Annotated in this window: 20 protein-coding genes and 2 pseudogenes; 14 read left to right on the top strand and 8 right to left on the bottom strand. The window is 73.1% G+C overall.

Annotated elements, in window-relative coordinates:
* Positions 1–47: 47 nt before the first annotated feature.
* Positions 48–1,220: an ROK family transcriptional regulator gene (locus KIF24_RS22980; protein WP_221085792.1), complete on the top strand. Its 1,173-nt coding sequence runs from the start codon at positions 48–50 to the stop codon at positions 1,218–1,220.
* A gap of 11 nt (positions 1,221–1,231) precedes the next feature.
* On the opposite strand, the gene KIF24_RS22975 is transcribed toward KIF24_RS22980, so the two are convergent.
* On the bottom strand, positions 1,232–2,251 hold the full coding sequence (locus KIF24_RS22975; protein WP_221085791.1) for an ABC transporter permease subunit: 1,020 nt from the start codon (positions 2,249–2,251) through the stop codon (positions 1,232–1,234).
* Positions 2,248–3,261: an ABC transporter ATP-binding protein gene (locus KIF24_RS22970; RefSeq protein WP_221085790.1), complete on the bottom strand. Its 1,014-nt coding sequence runs from the start codon at positions 3,259–3,261 to the stop codon at positions 2,248–2,250. The genes KIF24_RS22975 and KIF24_RS22970 overlap by 4 nt, the downstream gene beginning before the upstream one ends.
* A 102-nt stretch (positions 3,262–3,363) precedes the next feature.
* Between KIF24_RS22970 and KIF24_RS22965 the strand changes: the two genes are divergently transcribed.
* Entirely contained in the window at positions 3,364–4,206 is an 843-nt protein-coding gene (locus KIF24_RS22965; RefSeq protein WP_331461246.1) for an ABC transporter ATP-binding protein, read from the top strand.
* A 14-nt stretch (positions 4,207–4,220) separates the two neighbouring features.
* Complete coding sequence (locus KIF24_RS22960; RefSeq protein ID WP_221085788.1) at positions 4,221–5,120, top strand: ribokinase; 900 nt, start codon at positions 4,221–4,223, stop codon at positions 5,118–5,120.
* A 4-nt stretch (positions 5,121–5,124) separates the two neighbouring features.
* On the opposite strand, the gene KIF24_RS22955 is transcribed toward KIF24_RS22960, so the two are convergent.
* From KIF24_RS22955 to KIF24_RS22945, 3 genes are all read right to left on the bottom strand, one after another.
* Positions 5,125–5,754 carry a hypothetical protein gene (locus KIF24_RS22955; RefSeq protein WP_221085787.1) on the bottom strand — a complete coding sequence of 210 codons (630 nt, stop codon included), beginning with the start codon at positions 5,752–5,754 and terminating at the stop codon, positions 5,125–5,127.
* 45 nt (positions 5,755–5,799) lie between these two features.
* Positions 5,800–6,279: a DUF6232 family protein gene (locus KIF24_RS22950; RefSeq protein WP_221085786.1), complete on the bottom strand. Its 480-nt coding sequence runs from the start codon at positions 6,277–6,279 to the stop codon at positions 5,800–5,802.
* A gap of 141 nt (positions 6,280–6,420) precedes the next feature.
* The gene (locus tag KIF24_RS22945; protein WP_221087506.1) at positions 6,421–6,897 is read right to left on the bottom strand and encodes a DUF6232 family protein; all 477 of its coding nucleotides are present in this window, start codon (positions 6,895–6,897) and stop codon (positions 6,421–6,423) included.
* A 99-nt stretch (positions 6,898–6,996) separates the two neighbouring features.
* Between KIF24_RS22945 and KIF24_RS22940 the strand changes: the two genes are divergently transcribed.
* Positions 6,997–7,770 (top strand): enoyl-CoA hydratase-related protein, encoded by a 774-nt coding sequence (locus KIF24_RS22940; protein WP_221085785.1) that lies wholly within the window; start codon positions 6,997–6,999, stop codon positions 7,768–7,770.
* 74 nt (positions 7,771–7,844) lie between these two features.
* Complete coding sequence (locus KIF24_RS22935; protein WP_221085784.1) at positions 7,845–9,467, top strand: acetolactate synthase; 1,623 nt, start codon at positions 7,845–7,847, stop codon at positions 9,465–9,467.
* A gap of 26 nt (positions 9,468–9,493) precedes the next feature.
* On the opposite strand, the gene KIF24_RS22930 is transcribed toward KIF24_RS22935, so the two are convergent.
* The 3 genes from KIF24_RS22930 to KIF24_RS22920 are packed head-to-tail and all read right to left on the bottom strand — an operon-like array spanning position 9,494 to position 10,626.
* Entirely contained in the window at positions 9,494–9,907 is a 414-nt protein-coding gene (locus KIF24_RS22930; protein ID WP_221085783.1) for a PLD nuclease N-terminal domain-containing protein, read from the bottom strand.
* Positions 9,908–9,937: 30 nt separating this feature from the next.
* Positions 9,938–10,240 carry a DUF202 domain-containing protein gene (locus KIF24_RS22925; protein ID WP_221085782.1) on the bottom strand — a complete coding sequence of 101 codons (303 nt, stop codon included), beginning with the start codon at positions 10,238–10,240 and terminating at the stop codon, positions 9,938–9,940.
* Positions 10,240–10,626, bottom strand: a complete 387-nt coding sequence (locus tag KIF24_RS22920; RefSeq protein ID WP_221085781.1) for a YidH family protein — start codon at positions 10,624–10,626, stop codon at positions 10,240–10,242. The genes KIF24_RS22925 and KIF24_RS22920 overlap by 1 nt, the downstream gene beginning before the upstream one ends.
* 41 nt (positions 10,627–10,667) lie before the next feature.
* Here KIF24_RS22920 and KIF24_RS22915 point away from each other — a divergent pair, with 41 nt between their 5' ends.
* The 9 genes and pseudogenes from KIF24_RS22915 to ligA all read left to right on the top strand — a co-directional run bounded on the left by KIF24_RS22915 (position 10,668) and on the right by ligA (position 20,132).
* Entirely contained in the window at positions 10,668–11,462 is a 795-nt protein-coding gene (locus KIF24_RS22915) for a GNAT family N-acetyltransferase (RefSeq protein ID WP_221085780.1), read from the top strand.
* 2 nt (positions 11,463–11,464) lie between these two features.
* Complete coding sequence (locus tag KIF24_RS22910; protein WP_230415851.1) at positions 11,465–11,881, top strand: hypothetical protein; 417 nt, start codon at positions 11,465–11,467, stop codon at positions 11,879–11,881.
* Positions 11,882–11,999: 118 nt separating this feature from the next.
* Complete coding sequence (locus KIF24_RS22905) at positions 12,000–12,779, top strand: electron transfer flavoprotein subunit beta/FixA family protein (RefSeq protein WP_221085778.1); 780 nt, start codon at positions 12,000–12,002, stop codon at positions 12,777–12,779.
* Between the two features lie 12 nt (positions 12,780–12,791).
* Positions 12,792–13,751, top strand: a complete 960-nt coding sequence (locus tag KIF24_RS22900) for an electron transfer flavoprotein subunit alpha/FixB family protein (RefSeq protein ID WP_221085777.1) — start codon at positions 12,792–12,794, stop codon at positions 13,749–13,751.
* A gap of 208 nt (positions 13,752–13,959) precedes the next feature.
* Positions 13,960–15,134 (top strand): annotated as a pseudogene (locus KIF24_RS22895) (cysteine desulfurase family protein).
* A 73-nt stretch (positions 15,135–15,207) separates the two neighbouring features.
* Positions 15,208–16,281, top strand: coding sequence for a tRNA 2-thiouridine(34) synthase MnmA (gene mnmA / locus KIF24_RS22890; RefSeq protein ID WP_221085776.1), 1,074 nt, complete (start codon positions 15,208–15,210; stop codon positions 16,279–16,281).
* Positions 16,282–16,407: 126 nt separating this feature from the next.
* Positions 16,408–17,408 (top strand): annotated as a pseudogene (locus tag KIF24_RS22885) (methionine synthase).
* Between the two features lie 36 nt (positions 17,409–17,444).
* Complete coding sequence (locus KIF24_RS22880) at positions 17,445–17,813, top strand: VOC family protein (protein ID WP_221085775.1); 369 nt, start codon at positions 17,445–17,447, stop codon at positions 17,811–17,813.
* A 165-nt stretch (positions 17,814–17,978) separates the two neighbouring features.
* Positions 17,979–20,132, top strand: coding sequence for an NAD-dependent DNA ligase LigA (ligA, locus tag KIF24_RS22875; RefSeq protein WP_221085774.1), 2,154 nt, complete (start codon positions 17,979–17,981; stop codon positions 20,130–20,132).
* Positions 20,133–20,265: the final 133 nt, after the last annotated feature.

Raw genomic sequence — 20,265 nt, 5'->3', positions numbered from 1 at the left:
TGAAAGCTAAAAGGTTAGCAAAGTTAACTAATACTTGAGGACATGGCATGAGTGCGACCCGGTTGCCCGGTACCCCACGTCTGTTGCGGGCCCTCAACGACCGCGCGGCGCTGGAGCTGCTGCTGGAGCAGGGGCCACTGACCCGGGCCCGGCTCGGCGAGCTGACCGGCCTGTCCAAGGTCACCGCGTCGCAGCTGGTGGAGCGGCTGGAGGAGCGTGGCCTGGTCACCCGCGTCGGCGAGCAGGCCGGCGGGCGAGGGCCCAACGCCCAGCTGTACGCGGTGCGGCCGGGCAGCGCGCACGTGGTCGGCGTCGACGTCGGCCCGGAGCGGGTGGTGGCCGCCTGCGCCGACATCACCGGAGCGGTGATCGGCCGGGTGGAGCAGTCCACCCAGGACACCGACGACCCGGTCGGCGTGGTGCACAACGCCGTGGTCCGGGTGGCCGGCAGCGCCGGGGCGCAGCTGTCGAGCGTACGCCGGATCGTGCTCGGCACCCCCGGCCTGGTCGACCCGGCCACCGGCGACATCACCTTCGCGTTCAACCTGCCGCGCTGGCACCGCGGCCTGCTCGCCGCGCTCCGCGACGACCTGGACACCCCCGTCGTCTTCGAGAACGACGTCAACCTCGCCGCGGTGGCCGAGGCGCAGTCCGGCGCCGCCCAGGGGTTGTCGGACTTCGTGCTGGTCTGGGTCGGTGCCGGTGTCGGTCTGGCGATCATGCTGGGCGGGCGGCTGCACCATGGCAGCAGCGGCGCCGCGGGCGAGATCGGTTACCTGCCGGTGCCCGGCGCACCCATCCCGCGCGACGTCTCCCGCCGGGCCAAGCCGGCCTTCCAGCAGGTGGCCGGCGCGGACGCGATCCGCGCCCTGGCCCGCGAGCACGGCTATCCGGACGGCGCCGCGGATGCGGTACGGGCCGCGATCGGCGACGGCGCCGCGGGCGGGCCGATGCTCGACGAGGTGGCCCGCCGCCTCGCCCTCGGGGTGGCCAGCACCTGCGTGGTGCTGGACCCGCCGCTGGTGGTCCTCGCCGGTGAGGTCGGCCAGGCCGGCGGCGCCGCGCTGGCCGAGCGGGTGCAGCACGAGGTCGCCGCGATCACCCTGGTGCATCCCCGGGTGGTGCCCACGGGGCTGACCGAGGAACCGATCCTGCACGGCGCGCTGCGTACCGCCCTGGACGCCGTCCGGGACGAGGTCTTCGGCTCCACGGTCGGCTGAGCGGCGCCGCGTCAGATCAGGTCCCGGCGCCGGAACGTGGCGAAGGCCGCCGCGGTAACCCCGGCGGTGAGCAGCAGCAGGACGGCCAGCGCCGGCTGCCAGGTCAGGGTGTAACCACCGTCGCAGTAGCCGGTGACCGGACCCGCGCAGGCGTTGCTGTCCCACAGGTCGATCTCTCCGGCCAACCAGGCGCCGACGTAGCTGGCCAGCATGAGCTGGTCCGGTCGGGCCACCTCCAGGATCTGCAGCACGATCCGCCCGCCCAGCTCCCACACCACCAGGTACGCGGCCACCGCGCCGAGCGCCGCCGAGGTGTGCCGGCCCATCGTGGCGATGGAGAAGCCGGTCGCCGCGGCGAGCAGCACCAGCGTCAGGCCGCGACCCCAGATCGCGCCCAGCTCCGCCCAGAACGCCGCGTCCGTCGGCCCGGGATAGCCGCCGACCTGGGCGATGACCCAGAAGGTGACCAGGTAGGCCAGCGAGGCGAGCACCGACAGCAGCAGGACCGCCCCGAGCAGGGTGCCGAGCTTGGCGCCGAGCACCGTGAGTCGGCGCGGTCGCCACAGCAGCAGGTTGACCACCCCGCCGGAGTTCAGGTCGGCGCCGATGTACGACGCGCCGACCAGGAAACCGAACAGCACCAGGTACGCGATGAGGAAGTACAGCAGCGGCGTGGCCTGCTTGGTGAAGGTGAACACCCCGCCCAGGTAGTCGGCGGTCACCGGTAGCCGGTCCCGCAGCGCCGGATCCACCTCGCTGCAGTCGCGCGGCACGTATCCGAAGCTGTAGTCGTCGTCGACCGGCAGTTCGCCCCGTTCGCGGGCGAGGCACCGCTCGTGCTCCAACTCCATGCCGCGCCGGACGGCGGCGGCCTGCCGCTGCGCCTCGGTCAGCTCGGCGGCGCTGGGCTGGTGCGAACCGGCCAGCGTCGTCGCCGCCGTCACCCCGAACGCGAACACCAGGAGCACCACCATGAGCTGCACGAAGCGGCGGGCGCCCAGCCGCTCCACCTCGGCCCGGATCAGGTTCACGCGTCCACTCCCCGGCTGTCGAGGTCGATCTCCCGGCCGGCGGCCGGTTCATGGTGCGGCGTCGAGCCGTCCACCTGCCGGGGCACCGCCGGGCTCGCCGGCGTGCCGGTCAGTTCCAGGAAGACGCTCTCCAGATCCGGCCGCAACGGGGTCAGCTCGCGTACCCAGACATCCTGCTCGCCCAGCGTCCGGCTGACCGCGGTCGGATCCGGCACGTCCCCGACCACCAGGTGGTCGGTGTGCCCGGTGACCGTCATCCCGGCGGCCAGCAGCAACTCCTCGGCGCGGACCAGGTCGTCGGCGCGGACCAGGTGCTCGTTGCGGTCGAAGCCGGCCAGCACCTCCGCGACCGGCCCGGCCGCCACCCGCCGGCCCCGCGAGATGATCGTGACGTGGTCGCAGATCAGCTGGATCTCGGCCAGGATGTGGCTGGAGACCAGCACCGTCACCCCGTTGGCCGCCAGCCCTCGCACCAGGTCCCGCATCTCGCGGATGCCCGCCGGGTCGAGCCCGTTCGCCGGCTCGTCCAGGATCAGCAGCTCCGGCCGTTTGAGCAGGGCCGAGGCCACCGCCAGCCGCTGCTTCATGCCCAGTGAGTATCCCTTGACCCGTTCGTGGCCCCGGTCGGCCAGACCCACCTGCGCCAGCACCTCGTCGACCCGACCGACCGGTACGCCCCCGGCCAGGGCGAGCAGCCGCAGCGTCCGGTAGGCGGTGAAGTTGCCGTAGAACTGTGGGCTCTCCACGATCGCACCGACCCGGCCGGCGACCCGGGACAGCTGCTCCGGCGCGCTGGCGCCGAGCACCCGCATCCGCCCGTGGTCGGCGCGTACCAGCCCGAGCAGCGCCCGCAGCGTGGTGGTCTTGCCCGACCCGTTGGGCCCGAGGAAGCCATGCACCTGGCCGGCCTCGACCAGCAGGTCGAACCCGTCCACGGCGACCCGCCGCCCCCGGCGCAGGCTGTGGAAGGTCTTGCGGAGACCCTCGATCTCGATGACCTCACTGGTCATGGACGGCCCTCCGGGCGGGGTGAGCAACGACACGGCGCCTCACCCTACGGCCACGGTGCCGGCCCGTGGGGGCACCCCGGCGCTGCGTGGTTGGATGGGCTGGTGACTGGTGACCTGATCCCCGGTGCCGCCGGTGCCGCACCCGCCCCCTCGCCCGTGGACGCGGATCTGGTGGTCAGCCTCGACGGCGTCGGCGTACGCCGGTCCGGCACCGCCCTGCTGCACGACGTGGACTGGCGCGTCGAACTGGACGAGCGCTGGGTGGTGCTGGGGCCGAACGGCGCGGGCAAGACCACCCTGCTCAACCTTTCCGCCGGGCGGTTGCACCCCACCACCGGCACCGCGCACGTGCTGGGCGAGCGGATCGGCCGCACCGACGTCACCGAGCTGCGGACCCGCATCGGCCTCTCCACCGCCGCCCTCGCCGACCGGTTGCCCGCGCAGGAGCGGGTCGCCGACGTGGTGCTGACCGCGGCCTGGTCGGTGGTCGGCCGGTGGCGGGAGGACTACGACCCCGCCGACGAGGCCCGGGCCCGCGCGCTGCTGGACCAGCTCGGTGTCGGCGCGCTGGCCGATCGGACGTACGGCACCCTGTCGGAGGGTGAGCGCAAGCGGGTGCAGATCGCCCGGGCGCTGATGACCGACCCGGAGCTGCTGCTGCTCGACGAGCCGGCGGCGGGGCTGGACCTGGGCGGCCGGGAGGAACTGGTGGCCCGCCTCGCCGAGCTGGCCCAGGACCCGGACGCCCCGGCGCTGGTGCTGGTCACCCACCACGTGGAGGAGATCCCGCCCGGCTTCACCCACGCGCTGCTGCTGCGCGAGGGCACCGTGATGGCGCAGGGGCTGCTGGACGACACCCTCACCGCCGACAACCTCACCAAGACCTTCGGCCTACCGCTGCTCGTCGAACGCAACGGCGACCGCTACACCGCCCGCGCCACCTGAGCCGGGAGGCCGCCGTGCGACAGACCCGCATCGCCGTGGTGGGCAGCGCGAACATGGACCTGGTGGCCACCGCGCCGACGCTGCCCCGGCCGGGGGAGACCACGCTGGGCACCGACTTCGTCACCGTGCCCGGCGGCAAGGGAGCCAACCAGGCCATCGCCGCCGCCCGCGCGGGTGGTGCCAGTGTCTTCCTCGGCGCGATCGGCTCGGACTCGTTCGGGGTGACCCTGCGCGCCCGGATCACCGCGGCCGGGGTCGACACCGGCCAGCTGCGCACCACCTACGGCGCCTCCGGAGTGGCACTGATCATGGTCAACGCCGAGGGCGAGAACGCGATCCTGGTGACACCGGGCGCGAACGCCTCGCTCACCGCGCTCACCGAGACCGAGCTCGCCGCGGTACGCGACGCCGACGTGCTGGTCGCGCAGTTGGAGATCCCGGTGGAGACGGTGACCGAGGCGGCGGTGGCCGCCCGCGCCGCCGGTACCCGGGTGGTGCTCAACGCGGCGCCGGCCGTGCCGCTGCCGCCGGACCTGCTCGCCGCCGTGGACCTGCTGGTGGTCAACGAGAACGAGGCGCAGGCGTACACCGGCCACGGCCGGGACGACCCGCACGCGCTGCTCGACCTGGTGCCTCGGGCGGTGTTGACCCTCGGCGCGCAGGGCGCCTGGTACGGCGATCGGGACGGCACCGCCGCGCACGTGCCCGCCGTCGCGGTGGACACGGTGGACTCGACCGCCGCCGGGGACGCCTTCACCGCCGCCCTCGCGGTGGCCTGGGGCGAGGGCCGGGACCTGGTCGACTCGGTGCGCTGGGCGGCGGCGGCCGGTGCGGCCTGCGTCCGCCGGCTCGGCGCCAGCGTGTCGCTGCCGCACCGGGTCGACATCGACCAGCTCTACGTGCCGGCGCCCTGACCGTTCAGCCGGCGTCGTCGTTGAGCTTCTCGCCGCGCCGGCGCAGCATGCCCAGGCCGGGGAGGCCCGCCACGGCGAGCCTGAGGTCCCGGGTGACGTCGAGCAGGTCGTGCAGGTCCGGGCCGACCCGGTCCAGGGTGGCCAGGATCGGCAGGACGTCCGAGGTGAGGTGCTCCCGCAGCTTCGGCAACTCGTCGACGAGGCGTACCGCCGCGATGAGCTCCTCGTGGCTGAGCTGCTCCACGAAGTGGTTGGCCATCGGCGCGGCCCGCCGTAGCGCCGGTTCGTAGGCCGCCAGCAGCTCGGCGGCGGTGGTCGCCGCCTCGGCCGCCGTGCCCACCGTCTCGGCGGCCCGCCCGGCCACCGACTGCGCCGTGTCCACGGCGGCGGTGGCGGCGGCGCTGATCACCGCCACCTCCCGGACCGCCACATCGGCGTCGCCGAGCATCCGGTCGGTGCGATCCAGGGTCTCCTCGACCCGGTCCACCACCCCGTTGATCCGGGTCAGCAGCGCCTCCACGCCGTCGAGCACGGCGAAGGCGCGGGCCGGGATCGCGGCGAAGGACGCGGCGGAGTCGAGGGCGGAACGGGTGAGGCCGACGACCGCCGTGGGCCGGGGAAGGGGGATTGCCATGGGATCAAGTGTGCGTCGGACCGGCAACGGGCGCCGGGCGAAGGCTCACCGATCGCCCTGCTGCTCCACGGCGCGCTGCACCGCCCGGTAGATCTGCCCGAAGCGCAACCCGTCGGGCGTTTGCAGCACCATGACCTCCTGCCTGCGGTACTGCACCCACAGCTCCTGCACCCGGTTGCCGCGCTCGTACGAGCGGTCCAGCCAGCCGAGGGGGATCTCCAGGAACGGCGCCAGCGCCAGGGTGACGACCACGCAGGTGGCGAGCACGATGAGCGCCGGCAGCCACTCGCCCCGGTCCTGGGCGGACCAGGCCAGCGACAGTACGCAGACCAGCCCGATCAGCGGGGGCAGGGACAGCAGCAGGACCAGCACACCGCGCCCGAGTACCCGGCCGCGTACCGCGAGTGTGGTGCGCCCCTTCGCGTGCCAGACGTAGGTGACCTCGGTGATCGGAATGACGTGCCCCCCGGCCCGGATCGACTCGGAGGTCACCTGCACCGCGTCGTCCCGGTAATAGAGCGTCATCACTAAGCCTAAGCACGTCCGGGCAACCCGCGCGGTCATCCCGCTGCCGGCGAGGGCGGGGGCGGGCGGTTGCCCGGTGCCGGGCCGTGTGCGCCGGGCCGGGAGTGCGCCGGCCGTGAGTGGGTGCGGGCGCGGGGGTGGTCAGGGGCGGCGGGGCGGGGTGGGGTGGCGGGCCTCCATGGCCCGTTCCACAGCCCGGTAGATCTGCCCGAAGCGGAGAGCGTCCGGGGTGCGCAGCAGGCGCACCGGCTGGCCACGCCAGCGGATCCAGACCTCCCGTTGGCGGCTGCCCCGCGCGTAGGAGCGGTCGACGTGCTCGAAGAGTTGGTCGGCGATCGGGGCGGCGGCGAGCCCGACCAGGATGGAGACACCGATGACGGCGACGGTGACGGTCGCTGATCCGTCGAGCCAGAGGGCGAGCGCGATGCCGAGCACGGCGGCCACCAGCGGGACGATCATCGCCGCGCCGAGCGCGCCCCGGCCGGCCAGCACCCGCCAGGACCGGCGGCCCCGATGGTGCCAGACCTGGCTGATCTCGGCCAGCGGGTAGGTGTGGTCGTCGACCGTCACGGCGGTGGAGGTGACCTGGACGGACCTGTCGTCGTAGTACGTGACCATCATGGGAACTCCGGGTCGCGGGACTGGCACCACACTACGGGTCGAACGAGTCGGGTCGTAAGGTTGGCACGCGACTTCGACGAGGAAGTGAGGCTCAGCGTGGGCGAGTTCGTGCGGCTGGAGACCAGGGACGGCATCGGCACCATCCGGCTGGAGCGACCGCCGATGAACGCCCTCAACACCCAGGTGCAGGAGGAGTTGCGCGCCGCCGCCACGGCCGCCACCGCCGACCCGGGGGTCCGCGCGGTCATCGTGTACGGCGGTGAGAAGGTCTTCGCCGCCGGAGCGGACATCAAGGAGATGGCCGACATGTCCTACGTGGACATGGCCGACCGGGCCGCCGACCTGTCCAGCGCGCTCGGCGCGATCGCCCGGATCCCCAAGCCCGTCGTCGCCGCGATCACCGGCTACGCCCTCGGCGGTGGCTGTGAGCTGGCGCTGGCCTGTGACTGGCGGGTGGTGGCCGACGACGCCAAGCTCGGGCAGCCCGAGATCAAGCTCGGCATCATCCCCGGCGCCGGGGGCACCCAGCGGCTGGCCCGGCTGGTCGGCCCCGCCCGCGCCAAGGATCTGATCATGTCCGGCCGGATGGTCGACGCGCAGGAGGCGTTGCGGATCGGCCTGGCCGACCGGGTCGCCCCGGCCGCCGAGGTCCACGACGCGGCGGTGGCGCTGGTGCGGCCGTACCTCAACGGGCCGGTGCAGGCGCTGCGCGCGGCGAAGCTCGCCGTCGACGGCGGCCTCGACATGGACCTGAACTCGGGCCTGGCCTGGGAGAGTCAGCTCTTCGCGGCGCTGTTCGCCACCGACGACCGGCGGGAGGGAATGGCGGCGTTCGTGGCCAAGCGCAAGCCGGACTTCACCGGCCGCTGAGAGCGAGGACGGTTCACATTCCTCCTACCGGCCAGTAGCGTGTGACTCCGGTCAGGCGACGAGAGGGAGCGGGAATGACGGAGCGGATCGAAGGCCACGGCGGAGAACTCGCGCTCGCGGCACTGCGGGCGTACGGGGTGCGGGAGATGTTCACCCTCTCCGGCGGGCACGTGTTCCCGCTCTACGACGCCGCGCACAAGACCGGCTTCCCGATCTACGACGTGCGGCACGAGCAGTCCGCCGTCTTCGCCGCCGAGGCGGTGGCGAAGCTCCAGCGCCGCCCCGGCCTGGCCGTGCTCACCGCCGGCCCCGGCGTGACCAACGGCATCTCCGGCCTGACCAGTGCCTACTTCAACGCCTCGCCGGTGCTGGTGCTGGGCGGGCGGGCCCCGCAGTTCCGCTGGGGCTCGGGCAGCCTCCAGGAGATGGATCACCTCCCGCTGGTCGCCCCGGTCACCAAGCACGCCGAGACGGTGTTCAGCGCCGACGACATCCCCCGGGCGGTCGCCGCCGCGCTGCGCACCGCGCTCACCCCGCACCGCGGCCCGGTCTTCCTCGACTTCCCCCTCGAAGCGATCTTCTCGGTGGGTGACGCGGAGCTGCCGGCGGGTCCGGACATCGCCCCGCTCGACGCCGACCCCGACGAGGTGGCCACCGCCGCGGGCCTGATCGCGGGCGCGGCCCGTCCGGTGATCATCGCCGGCTCCGACGTCTACACCGGTGACGCCGTGGACGCCCTGCGGGCCGCGGCGGAGGCGCTCACCGTGCCGGTCTTCACCAACGGCATGGGCCGGGGTGCGCTGCCCCCGGAGCACCCGCTGGCCTTCGCCAAGGCCCGCCGGGCCGCCCTGTCCGGCGCCGACGTGGTCGTGGTCGTGGGCACCCCGCTGGACTTCCGGCTCTCCTTCGGCGACTTCGGTGACGCCAGGGTCGTGCACATCGTCGACGCCCCCGGCCAGCGCGCCGGGCACGTGCAGCCCGCCGCCGCGCCCGCGGGTGACCTGCGGGGCATCCTCACCGCCCTCGCCAACCACCCGGGCGACCGGGTCGACCACGGTGACTGGGTCGCGCGGCTGCGTACCGCCGAGGACGCCGCGAAGGCCCGCGACGCCGAGGAGATGGCCGCCGAGACCGACCCGATCCGTCCCGCCCGGGTCTACGGCGAGTTGCGCAAGGTTCTCGCCCGCGACGCGGTCACCGTCGGCGACGGCGGGGACTTCGTCTCGTACGCCGGGCGCTACCTGGAGCCGGCCCAGCCCGGCACCTGGCTCGACCCCGGCCCGTACGGCTGCCTCGGCACCGGCATGGGCTACGCGATGGGGGCCCGGGTCACCCATCCGGACCGCCAGGTCTGCGTACTGATGGGCGACGGCGCCGCCGGCTTCTCGCTCATGGACGTGGAGTCCCTGGTCCGGCAGCAGTTGCCGGTGGTCATCGTGGTCGGCAACAACGGCATCTGGGGTCTGGAGAAGCACCCGATGCGGGCCATGTACGGCTACGACGTGGCCGCGGACCTCCAGCCAGAGCTGCGCTACGACCAGGTGGTCAGTGGGCTCGGCGGGGCGGGCGAGACGGTCGCCAAGGCCGCCGACCTCCCGGCGGCCCTCCAGCGGGCGTTCGACGCCGGGGTGCCCTACCTCGTCAACGTGATCACCGACCCGGCCGACGCGTACCCCCGTTCCTCGAACCTGGCCTGAGTCGGGGCGCCTCGCCCCGGCGGTCGCTACGCCTCGGGGCGGGGTTCCTCGCGGGGCGGCTCGCCTTCGCGTCTGCGCAGGTCGTCCTCGCGTTTGCGCAGGTCTTCCTCCCAGCGGCGGAAGAGTTCCTGGTCCTCCTCGCGGGAGCGTTCCTCGATCGAGCGGAGGAACTCGGGATCGTCGTCCGGTGCGGCCGGGCGGGCGCGCTCGGCCGGCCGGCCGGCGCCTCCCCAGGAGGCCGGGGTGCCGGCGGTCTTGCGTTCCCGACCGGCGACGAACCAGGCGATCGAGCCGACCAGCGGGAAGAACAGGATGATCAGCACCCAGGCGATCCGGGGCAGGTGACGGATGCCGTCCTCCTCCGCGGATAGGCAGCTGATCAGGGCGCAGACGGCGAGGACGACCTGCACCAGGAAGACGAGGATGTACAGCCGGGCCATGTCACCATCATGACCTACCGGGCGCAGCGGTCACAGCCCGCGCAGTATCAGTACGGCGCCGAGCAGTGCGAATCCGGCGGTGGCCAGGCCCGGCACGGCGAGGACCCGGCCACCGGTGCGGGACACCCCGGTGCCGGTGGCCCGCCGCCAGCAGACCTGGACGACGACTCCCCAGCCGACGACGGCCAGTGCCGCCAGCGCCGCCCCCACCGGGCCGGCGTGGAGGGCGAGCCGGACGGTCAGCATCGCCACCACCGTCATCGCCAGCGCGGTGCGCCGCCAGGCCAGCCGGGTGCGTTCGGGCTGGAGCCCGGGATCGCGGGACGCGGTCATCAGTCGACCGCGCCGGCCAGCACCGCTGCCACCAGCAGCAGCGCGCCGACACCGACGATCAGGGCGAGCACGGCCGGGAAGCGGGACGCGGGCAGTTCCTCGCCGAGCCGGATGGCGCGTTCGGTGCGTGCCCAGTGGTCCACCGCCCGGATCGCGACGGTGCCGCCGAGCAGCAGCAGCGCCACGGCGATCGCCTCGCGCAGGTGGGCCAGCGACAGGGTGGGCAGGAACTGGGCGGCGGCGAGCCCACCGGCGATCAGCGCCAGGCCGGTGCGTAGCCAGGCCAGGAAGGTGCGCTCGTTGGCCAGCGAGAAGCGGTAGTCGGGGGTGGTGCCCACCGAACGCAGCTCCTGAGGGTCGAACCAGTTCCTGATCGTCTGCCACACGGTGGTGATTATCCGGGCCTCAGCGGGAATAGCCTGGAAACATGACGGATCTTGACGTGACCACCCTGCGCGCGGCGTACGACGCCCAGCTGCGGCCGGACCTGCCCGACCCGGTGCCCGACGGCGTGCACGTGCAGGCCGACGGTCCGTTGTTCCGGGTGCTGGGCCTGGACCAGCGGGGTCTGGTGACCTACCGCGACCTCGGTGGGCTGGCCGGTGCCGAACTCGACGAGTTGATCGCCCGGCAGGTGGCGGTGTCCCGCGAGCGGGGCGAGCCGGTGGAGTGGAAGCTGCACGGCCACGACGAACCGGCGGACCTGCCGCAGCGTCTGCGCGCCGCCGGCTTCGTGCCGGAGGACCAGGAGACCGTCGTGGTCGGCCCGATCGCCCCGCTGGCCTCCGCGCTGCCGGTGGTGCCCGAGGGCGTACGCCTGAGGGAGGTGACCACCCGCGCGGACCTGGACCGGATCGCGGAGCTGAAGACGCAGGTGTGGGGGCGTGACCTGTCCGGACTGGCCGACGCGCTGGAACGGGAGATCGCCGCCGATCCGCAGGCGATCACGGTCGTGGTGGCCGAGGCGGGCGAGACGATGGTGAGCGCCGGCTGGGTGCGGTACCCGGTCGACAGCACGTTCGCCACGCTCTGGGGCGGCTCGACCCTGCCGCAGTGGCGGCGTAAGGGCATCTACCGTGCGTTGGTCAGCTACCGGACCCGGTTGGCCGGGCCGCGTGGCCGGACGTTGGTGCAGGTCGACGCCGGAGACGAGAGCCGTCCGGTGCTGGAGCGACTCGGGCTCGTCCCCGTCACCACCACCCCCTACGTCTACACTCCGTGATCATGACCGAGCGGCTGACGGACGAAGAGAAGCTGACCGTCAAGACGGGTGCCTTCGGCGCGGTGTTCATGGTCTCGAACGCCGATCCGGGGATGCTCGCCGTGTTCCGGGAGAGCTTCGCCGCCTCCGGGGCGATGGCTCACGCGAGCGGCGTGGTGAAGGAGGCGCTGACCAGCGGGCCGTTGCCGAAGCTGCCGCGTGACTCGGCGCTGGAGATCGAGTCGGTGGTGCTGCCGGCGTTGCGCCGGGCGGTCGAGATCCTCGCCGAGAAGGCCCCGCACGACGTGCCGGTCTACCGTGCCGTGGTGCTGGCCGCGGCCGATCGCACGGCGCGGGCCCACAACGGGGTCAGCCCGGCCGAGGCCGAGGTGATCGAGCGGATCAGGGGCGTGTTGGGCGAGGATGCTACTGGCAGGTAACATTGCGCCGTGGGCAACCGCACAACCGCCCACGGTTGACCGCACGGCTACGCACGCGCGAGGCTGCGCCCGAGCACCGGGCGAAGTAAGCACACAGCAGGAGGGTCGTCGAAGCGCGATGAACATCGTCGTACTCGTCAAGCAGGTGCCCGATTCGGGCGCGGACCGCAACCTGCGTCCTGACGACAACACTGTCGACCGCGGTTCGGCGAACAACGTCATAAACGAGATGGACGAGTACGCCATCGAGGAGGCGTTGAAGATCAAGGAGGCGCACGGCGGCGAGGTGACGATCCTGACCATGGGGCCGGATCGGGCCACCGAGTCGATCCGTAAGGCGCTGTCGATGGGCCCGGACAAGGCGGTGCACGTGGTGGACGACGCCCTGCACGGGTCGTGCGCCGTGGCGACCTCGAAGGTGCTCGCCGCCGCACTCGGGCAGCTCGACGCCGACCTGGTGCTCTGCGGTTCGGAATCGACCGACGGCCGGGTGCAGGTCATGCCGCACATGCTCGCCGAGCGGCTGGGCATCGCGGCGCTGACCGGCGCCCGCAAGCTCACGGTCGACGGGGCCACGCTGACCGTGGAGCGGCAGACCGAGGAGGGCTACGAGGTAATCACCGCCTCGACCCCGGCCATCGTCTCGGTGTGGGACACGATCAACGAGCCGCGGTACCCGTCGTTCAAGGGCATCATGGCCGCGAAGAAGAAGCCGGTGCAGAGCCTCGCCCTGGCCGACCTGGGCGTGACCCCCGGTGAGGTGGGTCTCGACGGCGCCACCAGCGCCGTGGTGGAGCACAGTAAGCGACCGCCGCGCTCGGGTGGCGTGAAGGTCACCGACGAGGGTTCCGGCGGCGCGCAGCTCGTCGAGTTCCTCGCCACCGAGAAGTTCGTGTGAGGGGTGTGGGACATGTCTGAGGTTCTCGTCGTCGTCGAAGCCACCCGGGAATTCGGCGTCAAGAAGGTCACCCTGGAGATGCTCACCCTCGCCCGTGAGCTGGGCACCCCGTCGGCGGTGGTGCTCGGCGGCACCGGTGCCGCCGAAGCCCTCGCGGGCAAACTGGGTGAGTACGGCGCGGAGAAGATCTACGCGGCCGAGGGCGACCAGATCGACGACTACCTGGTGGCACCGAAAGCCAGCGCCGTCGCCGACCTGGTCAAGCGGGTGCAGCCGGCCGCCGTGCTGCTCGCCTCCTCCCAGGAGGGCAAGGAGATCGCCGCCCGGCTGGCGGTCAAGCTGGACAACGGCATCCTGACCGACGTGGTCGCCCTGGCCGCCGACGGCACCGCCACCCAGGTGGCCTTCGCCGGATCGGCCATCGTGAAGTCCAAGGTCACCCGCGGCCTGCCGCTGGTCACCGTCCGGCCGAACTCGGTCAACCCGACGCCGGCCGCGGCGACCCCGGCGGTCGAGCAGCTCACCGTCACCGTCGCGGACACCGACAAGCTGGCCAAGGTCGTCGAGCGGGTCGCCGAGCAGAAGGGCTCCCGTCCCGAGCTGACCGAGGCCGGTGTGGTCGTCTCCGGTGGCCGCGGCGTCGGCAACGCGGACAACTTCAAGCTGGTCGAGGAGCTGGCCGACCTGCTCGGCGGCGCCGTCGGCGCCTCCCGGGCCGCGGTCGACTCCGGCTTCTACCCGCACCAGTTCCAGGTTGGTCAGACGGGCAAGACCGTCTCCCCGCAGCTGTATGTCGCGTTGGGCATCTCCGGTGCGATCCAGCACCGGGCCGGCATGCAGACCTCGAAGACCATCGTCGCGGTCAACAAGGACGGCGAGGCCCCGATCTTCGAGCTGGCCGACTTCGGCGTGGTCGGCGACCTGTTCAAGATCGTCCCGCAGGCCGCCGAGGAGATCCGCAAGCGCAAGTGAGATATGTGTGGGTGAGCGAGGTGATCGGTGGGCCGGGGAGCTGAACCGGCCCACCGATCACCTCGTAGTACCCCGGCACCGCCGGGAGATTCGCCACATGCAGATGCAGCTCGTCGCCGCCGGGCACGCGGGCACCGCCGACCTGAGCGTCCGGCCGGGGTAATCCGGCCTGCGGTCGAGGCGGCAGTGGTCGCTAGGCTGAACCGTGATGGCTTACCTGGATCATGCCGCGACCACTCCGATGCTCGACGAGGCGGTGGAGGCGTACGTCGCCACCGCCCGCGAGGTCGGCAACGCCTCCTCCCTGCACGCGTCCGGCCGGCGCGCCCGCCGGCGGGTGGAGGAGTCGCGGGAGCAGGTGGCCGCCGCACTGGGCGCCCGCCCTTCCGAGGTGATCTTCACTGGCGGCGGTACGGAGAGCGACAACCTCGCGGTCAAGGGCATCTTCTGGGCCCGCCGGGATGCCGACGCCGCGCGGAACCGGGTGATCTGCAGCGCCGTCGAACACCATGCCGTCCTGGATGCGGTCGACTGGCTGGGCGGGCACGAGGGAGCCGAGGTGGGCTGGCTGCCGGCCGACGGCACCGCACGGCTGCACCCGACGCGCTGCGCGCCGAGTTGGCCGAGCACGGAGGCCGGGCGGCGCTGGTCACCGCCATGTGGGCGAACAACGAGGTCGGCACCGTCCAGCGGATCGGTGAGCTGGCCGCCGTCGCCGCGGAGTACGGCGTGCCGTTCCACACCGACGCCATCCAGGCGGTCGGCCAGGTGCCGGTCGACTTCGCCGCCAGCGGCGTCGCCGCACTCACCGTGACCGGTCACAAGCTCGGCGGCCCGGTCGGGGTGGGTGCCCTGCTGCTGGCCCGGGACGTCCCGGCCGTACCGCTGATGCACGGCGGCGGCCAGGAACGCGACGTGCGCTCCGGCACTCTCGACACCGCCGGCATCGTCGCCTTCGCGGTCGCCGTCGAGGCCGCGGTCAAGAGCCGGCAGGAGTACGCGGCCCGGGTCGCCGCGCTCCGCGACGACCTGGTGCAGCGGGTCCGGCAGGCGGTACCCGAGGTGTTCCTCAACGGCGACCCGGCCGAGCGGCTGCCGGGCAACGCGCACTTCTCGTTTCCCGGCTGCGAGGGGGACGCCCTGCTGCTCCTGCTGGACGCGCAGGGCATCGCCTGCTCGACCGGCTCGGCCTGCTCGGCCGGGGTGGCCCAGCCCTCGCACGTACTGCTGGCGATGGGCGCGGACGACGACCGGGCGCGCTCCTCACTGCGCTTCTCCCTCGGTCACACCAGCACCGCCGCCGACATCGATGCGCTCATCGCCGCCCTTCCGACGGCCGTCGACCGGGCCCGGCGGGCGGCTGCCCTGCGTACTTCCCGCTGAGCCTGCGGTCGGCACCTCGCGGAGCCGGCGGTCGGCACGGAGATAGGCTCGACAGGAAGGGAGAGTGGTCCGGGTGAGGGTGTTGGCGGCGATGTCCGGCGGCGTGGATTCCGCCGTGGCGGCGGCGCGGGCGGTGCAGGCCGGGCATGACGTCACCGGCGTGCACCTGGCCCTGGCCCGTAACCCGCAGACCTACCGCACCGGTGCGCGGGGCTGCTGCACCCTGGAGGATTCCCGCGACGCCCGGCGTGCGGCCGACGTGCTCGGCATCCCGTTCTACGTCTGGGACATGGCCGACCGCTTCCACGCCGACGTGGTCGACGACTTCGTCGCCGAGTACGCGGCGGGGCGTACCCCCAACCCGTGCCTCCGCTGCAACGAGAAGATCAAGTTTGCCGCGGTGCTGGACCGGGCGGTGGCCCTGGGCTTCGACGCCGTGGTCACCGGCCACCACGCCCGGCTCGGCCCGGACGGCCTGCTGCGGCGCAGTGTGGACGAGGCCAAGGACCAGTCGTACGTGCTCGCCGTGCTCACCCGCGAGCAGCTGGACCGTTCGGTCTTCCCGCTCGGCGACTCGACCAAGGCACAGGTCCGGCAGGAGGCCGCCGACCGGGGCCTGGCCGTCGCCGACAAGCCGGACTCGCACGACATCTGCTTCATCGCCGACGGCGACACCCGGGGGTTCCTCGCCCAGCGCCTCGGCGAGACGGCCGGCGACGTGGTCGACGCGGCCACCGGCGATGTGGTGGGCCAGCACGCCGGGGCGTACGCGTACACCGTCGGCCAGCGGCGCGGCCTGCACCTGGACCGCCCCGCCCCGGACGGCCGGCCCCGCTACGTGCTCTCCATCACCCCCACGACGAACACGGTGACGGTCGGCCCGGCCGAAGCGCTGGAGGTCGCCGAGGTGCGTGCCGCCCGCCCGGTCTGGACCGGCGACCGGCGCCCCGACGGCCCGATCGAGTGCGAGGTGCAGCTGCGCGCGCACGGTGTGGTGGTGCCCGCCGCCGTCACGGTCGACAATGACACCCTGCACGCCGACCTGCGCCGCCCGGTGCGTGGTGTCGCCGCCGGTCAGGCGATCGTGGCATACCGCCCCGATCCGGCCGGCGACATCGTCCTCGGCTCCGCCACCATCACCGACTGACCGGCCCCGCCGGCCGCCGCCCGCCGGGCCGCCGGGAGCAGGGCTGCCGCCGGCCGGGCGCGGGCGGCATGGACGGCGATGCGGTACCCGCCGGTCGGTACGGCCGGTGGCGGGTACCCTTCGGCCGTGACAGATCAGGTTTGGCCCTGGCCCGCGGGTGCGGCGACCGGCATCGGGTCGTTGCCCGGCACCGACATAGCCGAGGCGCAGCGGGTGGTCCTCGGGGAGCTGCCCGCCCTGCCCCACCTGCCGGAGCTTCCGGCCCGCGGCCCGGGTGCCGATGTGCTCGGGCGCACCGCCGGTCTGCTCGTCGAGCTGCCGGTGGAGGTGTACGCCGCGCGTTGGCGGGTGGCGCTGCGGCCGGGCAGAGACCTGCGCCGGGCGCGTGACCTGATGGAGCGGGATCTCGACCAGCTCGCCGAGCAGGCCGAGGGGTACTCCGGCCCGCTGAAGATCCAGGCTGCCGGACCGCTGACCCTGGCCGCCTCGGTGGAGCTGCCGATCGGCGGCCGGATGCTGCGCGATCCCGGTGCCGTGCGCGATCTCGCCGGCTCGCTCGCCGAGGGGCTGCGCGGTCACGTCGAGGCGGTGGCCCGGCGGGTGCCGCGTGCGTCCGTGCTGCTCCAGCTCGACGAGCCGTCCCTGCCGACGGTGCTCGCCGGGCGGGTGCCCACCGAGATGGCCTCGGCACCCACCGGCCGGTCGACTCGGGCGAGGCCCGCTCGCTGCTGCGGACGGTCGTCGAGGCGGCCGGGGTGCCGACCGTGGTGCACTGCTGCGCGCCGGAGGCGCCACTGGAACTGCTGCGGTCCACCGGCGCGGTCGGTGTCGCCCTCGACCTGAGCCTGCTCACCGAACTCGACCCGCTGGGTGAGGCGCTCGACGCCGGGTTCGGGCTGCTGGCCGGTGCCGCGCCGACCACCGTGCCGGGCGGTCGCGCGCCGACCTCCGCCGAGGTCGCCGACCGGGTACGCACCCTGTGGGACCGCCTCGGCTTCCCGCGCCGCCGCCTCGCCGAGCAGGTCGTGGTCACCCCCGCCTGCGGTCTGGCCGGGGCCACTGCCGAGCATGCCAGGGCGATCCTCGCCGCCTGCCGGGACGCCGGCCGCCGGTTGTCCGAGGACTGAGGTTTTCTGTCGTACCTCCTGGGCAGGATGCTCGACATGATTGGCGAACTGCGTTCCACGGTGATCGACTGTCCCGACCCACGCGCGCTGGCCGGCTTCTACGCCGAGCTGCTCGGCCTGCCGCTGGTCGAGGGGGACTCCGACGGTGACGACTGGGTGGTGCTCGGCGGCCGGCCCGGTCACCAACCACGGCTCGCCTTCCAGCAAGCGCCCGATCTGCGCCCGCCGGCCTGGCCCGACCCGGAGCGGCCCCAGCAGTTTCACCTCGACGTGACGGTGGGCGACATCGAGACGGCGGAGAAGGCGGTGCTGGCCCTGGGCGCCCGCCGACTGCCCGGCGAGGGCGAGGGTTTCCGGGTCTACGCCGACCCGGCCGGCCACCCGTTCTGCCTCTGCTGGGACTGACCACCGCGGCCTTGCGGCCGGCGACACGCTGACCGCACTGGGGTGTCGCTCGCCGGGGTGCGACACGGCGGCTCGGCGGCCGGCCTGGTCGGGCGGCTGACGGCACGGTTGTCCCACCGGGGGGATACCGTGCGGGGGTAGCGCGATAACGGGAGGTCCACAGCGGTGTCCGACGGCGGCGGCGGGTCCGAGGAAGCGAGTGTCCAGCAGGTCAGCGCGGCTCAGGAGGCGGCAGCCGGTGCCGAGCCCCCGCCACGGGCGCGGGAGCGGCACGCCACGCTGAGTCAGGAGCTGACCGAGCACCAGTACCGCTACTACGTGCTCGACGCGCCGACCGTCTCCGACGCGGACTTCGACCGCCAGCTGCACGAGTTGGCGGCGCTGGAGGCGGAGTTCCCGGCGCTGCGCACCCCTGACTCGCCGACCCAGCGGGTCGGTGGCACCTTCTCCACCGACTTCACCCCGGTCGCCCACGCGGAACGCATGATGTCGCTGGACAATGCCTTCGCCGACGAGGAGTTGGCCGCCTGGGCGGAGCGGGTCGAGCGGGACGCCGGTGGGCCGGTGCCCTACCTGTGTGAGCTGAAGGTCGACGGGCTGGCCATCAACCTCACCTACGAGGCGGGCCGGCTGGTCCGGGCGGCGACCCGTGGCGACGGCCGCACCGGTGAGGACGTCACCGCCAACGTGCGCAGCATCCGCGACGTGCCCAACCGGCTCACCGACTCGCCGGAGTACGGCCCGGCCCCCGGTCTCATCGAGGTGCGTGGTGAGATCTACTTCCCGGTCGCGGCCTTCGCCGATCTCAACGCCGGGCTGGTCGAGCAGGGCAAGGCGCCCTTCGCCAACCCACGCAACGCCGCCGCCGGCAGCCTCCGGCAGAAGGATCCGCGGATCACCGCGTCCCGGCCACTGCGCCTGGTGGTGCACGGCATCGGGGCCCGTCGGGGTTTCCAGCCGGCCGCCCAGTCCGAGTCGTACACCGCGCTGAAGGCGTGGGGTCTGCCCACCAGCGATCGCTGGCGGGTCGTGCCCGACCTGGGCGGGGTCCGGGACTACATCGAGCACTACGCCGCACACCGGCACGACGTCGAGCACGAGATCGACGGCGTGGTGGTGAAGGTCGACCCGGTGCCGATCCAGGGTCGGCTGGGCTCGACCAGCCGGGCGCCACGCTGGGCGATCGCCTTCAAGTACCCGCCGGAGGAGGTCAACACCAGGCTGCTCGACATCGAGGTCGAGGTCGGGCGCACCGGGCGGGTCACGCCGCGGGCCCTGCTCGATCCGGTCAAGGTGGCCGGCTCCACTGTCGCCTACGCGACTCTGCACAACGCCCGTGAGGTCGAGCGCAAGGGGGTGCTGATCGGCGACACGGTGGTGATCCGCAAGGCCGGGGACGTGATTCCCGAGGTGCTCGGCCCGGTGATCGACCTGCGTCCGCCCGATGCCCGGCCATTCGTCATGCCGACCACCTGCCCCGCCTGCGGCACCCCGCTGGCGCCGGCCAAGGAGGGCGACGTGGACATCCGCTGTCCCAACTCGCGCAGCTGCCCCGCGCAGTTGCGCGAGCGGGTGTTCCACCTGGCCGGGCGCGGCGGGTTCGACATCGAGGTGCTCGGCTACAAAAGCGGTGCCGCGTTGCTCGACGCGCAGATCATCACCGACGAGGGTGACCTGTTCGCGCTCGACGCCGAGCAGTTGGCCCGCTCGCCGTTCTTCGTCAACAAGGACGGCAGCCTCGGCAGCAACGCCGTCAAGCTGCTCGACAACCTCGCCGTGGCCAAGGAACGCGAGCTGTGGCGGGTGCTGGTGGCGCTGTCCATCCGGCATGTCGGGCCGACTGCCGCGCAGGCGCTGGCCCGGCACTTCCGCTCGGTCGAGGCGATCGACCAGGCCACCGAGGAGGAACTGTCCTCGGTCGACGGTGTCGGGCCGACCATCGCCGCCAGCATCCGCGAGTGGTTCGCCGTCGACTGGCACCGGGAGGTGGTGCGCAAGTGGGCGGAGGCGGGCGTACGGATGGCCGAGGAGGCGGTGGCGGAGGGGCCACGTCCACTCGAAGGGGTGACGGTGGTGGTGACCGGCACTCTGACCGGGTTCTCCCGCGACCAGGCCGCCGAGGCGGTCCAGGCCCGGGGTGGAAAGGTCAGCGGCTCGGTGTCGAAGAAGACCGGCTTCGTGGTGGTGGGTGACAACCCCGGCTCCAAGGCGGACAAGGCGGCCAGCCTGAAGGTGCCGGTGCTCGACGAGGAGGGCTTCCGGGTGCTGCTCGACTCCGGCCCGGACGCGGCCCGTGAGGTGGCCCGCGTCGAGGAGTGAGCCCCAACTTGTCGATCTTGTAGTCACTCGCCCGGATACCAACTTAATTACGACTACGACCGATTCGTGACTGTCGCGACGGGGAATCGGGCGGTGGGGGCGTTTCATTGGGGCACGGCGCGTGAACCCACGG

It is taken from the genome of Micromonospora tarapacensis, from assembly GCF_019697375.1.
Classification (GTDB): domain Bacteria; phylum Actinomycetota; class Actinomycetes; order Mycobacteriales; family Micromonosporaceae; genus Micromonospora; species Micromonospora tarapacensis.
Note: the sequence above shows the minus strand (reverse complement) of the source record. Positions and strands in the feature narration are given on the sequence as shown.

Coding starts and splice junctions, on each gene's coding strand:
- KIF24_RS22980 (WP_221085792.1), top strand. CDS start 48: ATGAGTGCGACCCGGTTGCCCGGTACCCCACGTCTGTTGCGGGCCCTC.
- KIF24_RS22970 (WP_221085790.1), bottom strand. CDS start 3,261: ATGACCAGTGAGGTCATCGAGATCGAGGGTCTCCGCAAGACCTTCCAC.
- KIF24_RS22955 (WP_221085787.1), bottom strand. CDS start 5,754: ATGGCAATCCCCCTTCCCCGGCCCACGGCGGTCGTCGGCCTCACCCGT.
- KIF24_RS22950 (WP_221085786.1), bottom strand. CDS start 6,279: ATGACGCTCTATTACCGGGACGACGCGGTGCAGGTGACCTCCGAGTCG.
- KIF24_RS22945 (WP_221087506.1), bottom strand. CDS start 6,897: ATGGTCACGTACTACGACGACAGGTCCGTCCAGGTCACCTCCACCGCC.
- KIF24_RS22935 (WP_221085784.1), top strand. CDS start 7,845: ATGACGGAGCGGATCGAAGGCCACGGCGGAGAACTCGCGCTCGCGGCA.
- KIF24_RS22930 (WP_221085783.1), bottom strand. CDS start 9,907: ATGGCCCGGCTGTACATCCTCGTCTTCCTGGTGCAGGTCGTCCTCGCC.
- KIF24_RS22925 (WP_221085782.1), bottom strand. CDS start 10,240: ATGACCGCGTCCCGCGATCCCGGGCTCCAGCCCGAACGCACCCGGCTG.
- KIF24_RS22915 (WP_221085780.1), top strand. CDS start 10,668: ATGACGGATCTTGACGTGACCACCCTGCGCGCGGCGTACGACGCCCAG.
- KIF24_RS22910 (WP_230415851.1), top strand. CDS start 11,465: ATGACCGAGCGGCTGACGGACGAAGAGAAGCTGACCGTCAAGACGGGT.
- KIF24_RS22905 (WP_221085778.1), top strand. CDS start 12,000: ATGAACATCGTCGTACTCGTCAAGCAGGTGCCCGATTCGGGCGCGGAC.
- KIF24_RS22900 (WP_221085777.1), top strand. CDS start 12,792: ATGTCTGAGGTTCTCGTCGTCGTCGAAGCCACCCGGGAATTCGGCGTC.
- KIF24_RS22880 (WP_221085775.1), top strand. CDS start 17,445: ATGATTGGCGAACTGCGTTCCACGGTGATCGACTGTCCCGACCCACGC.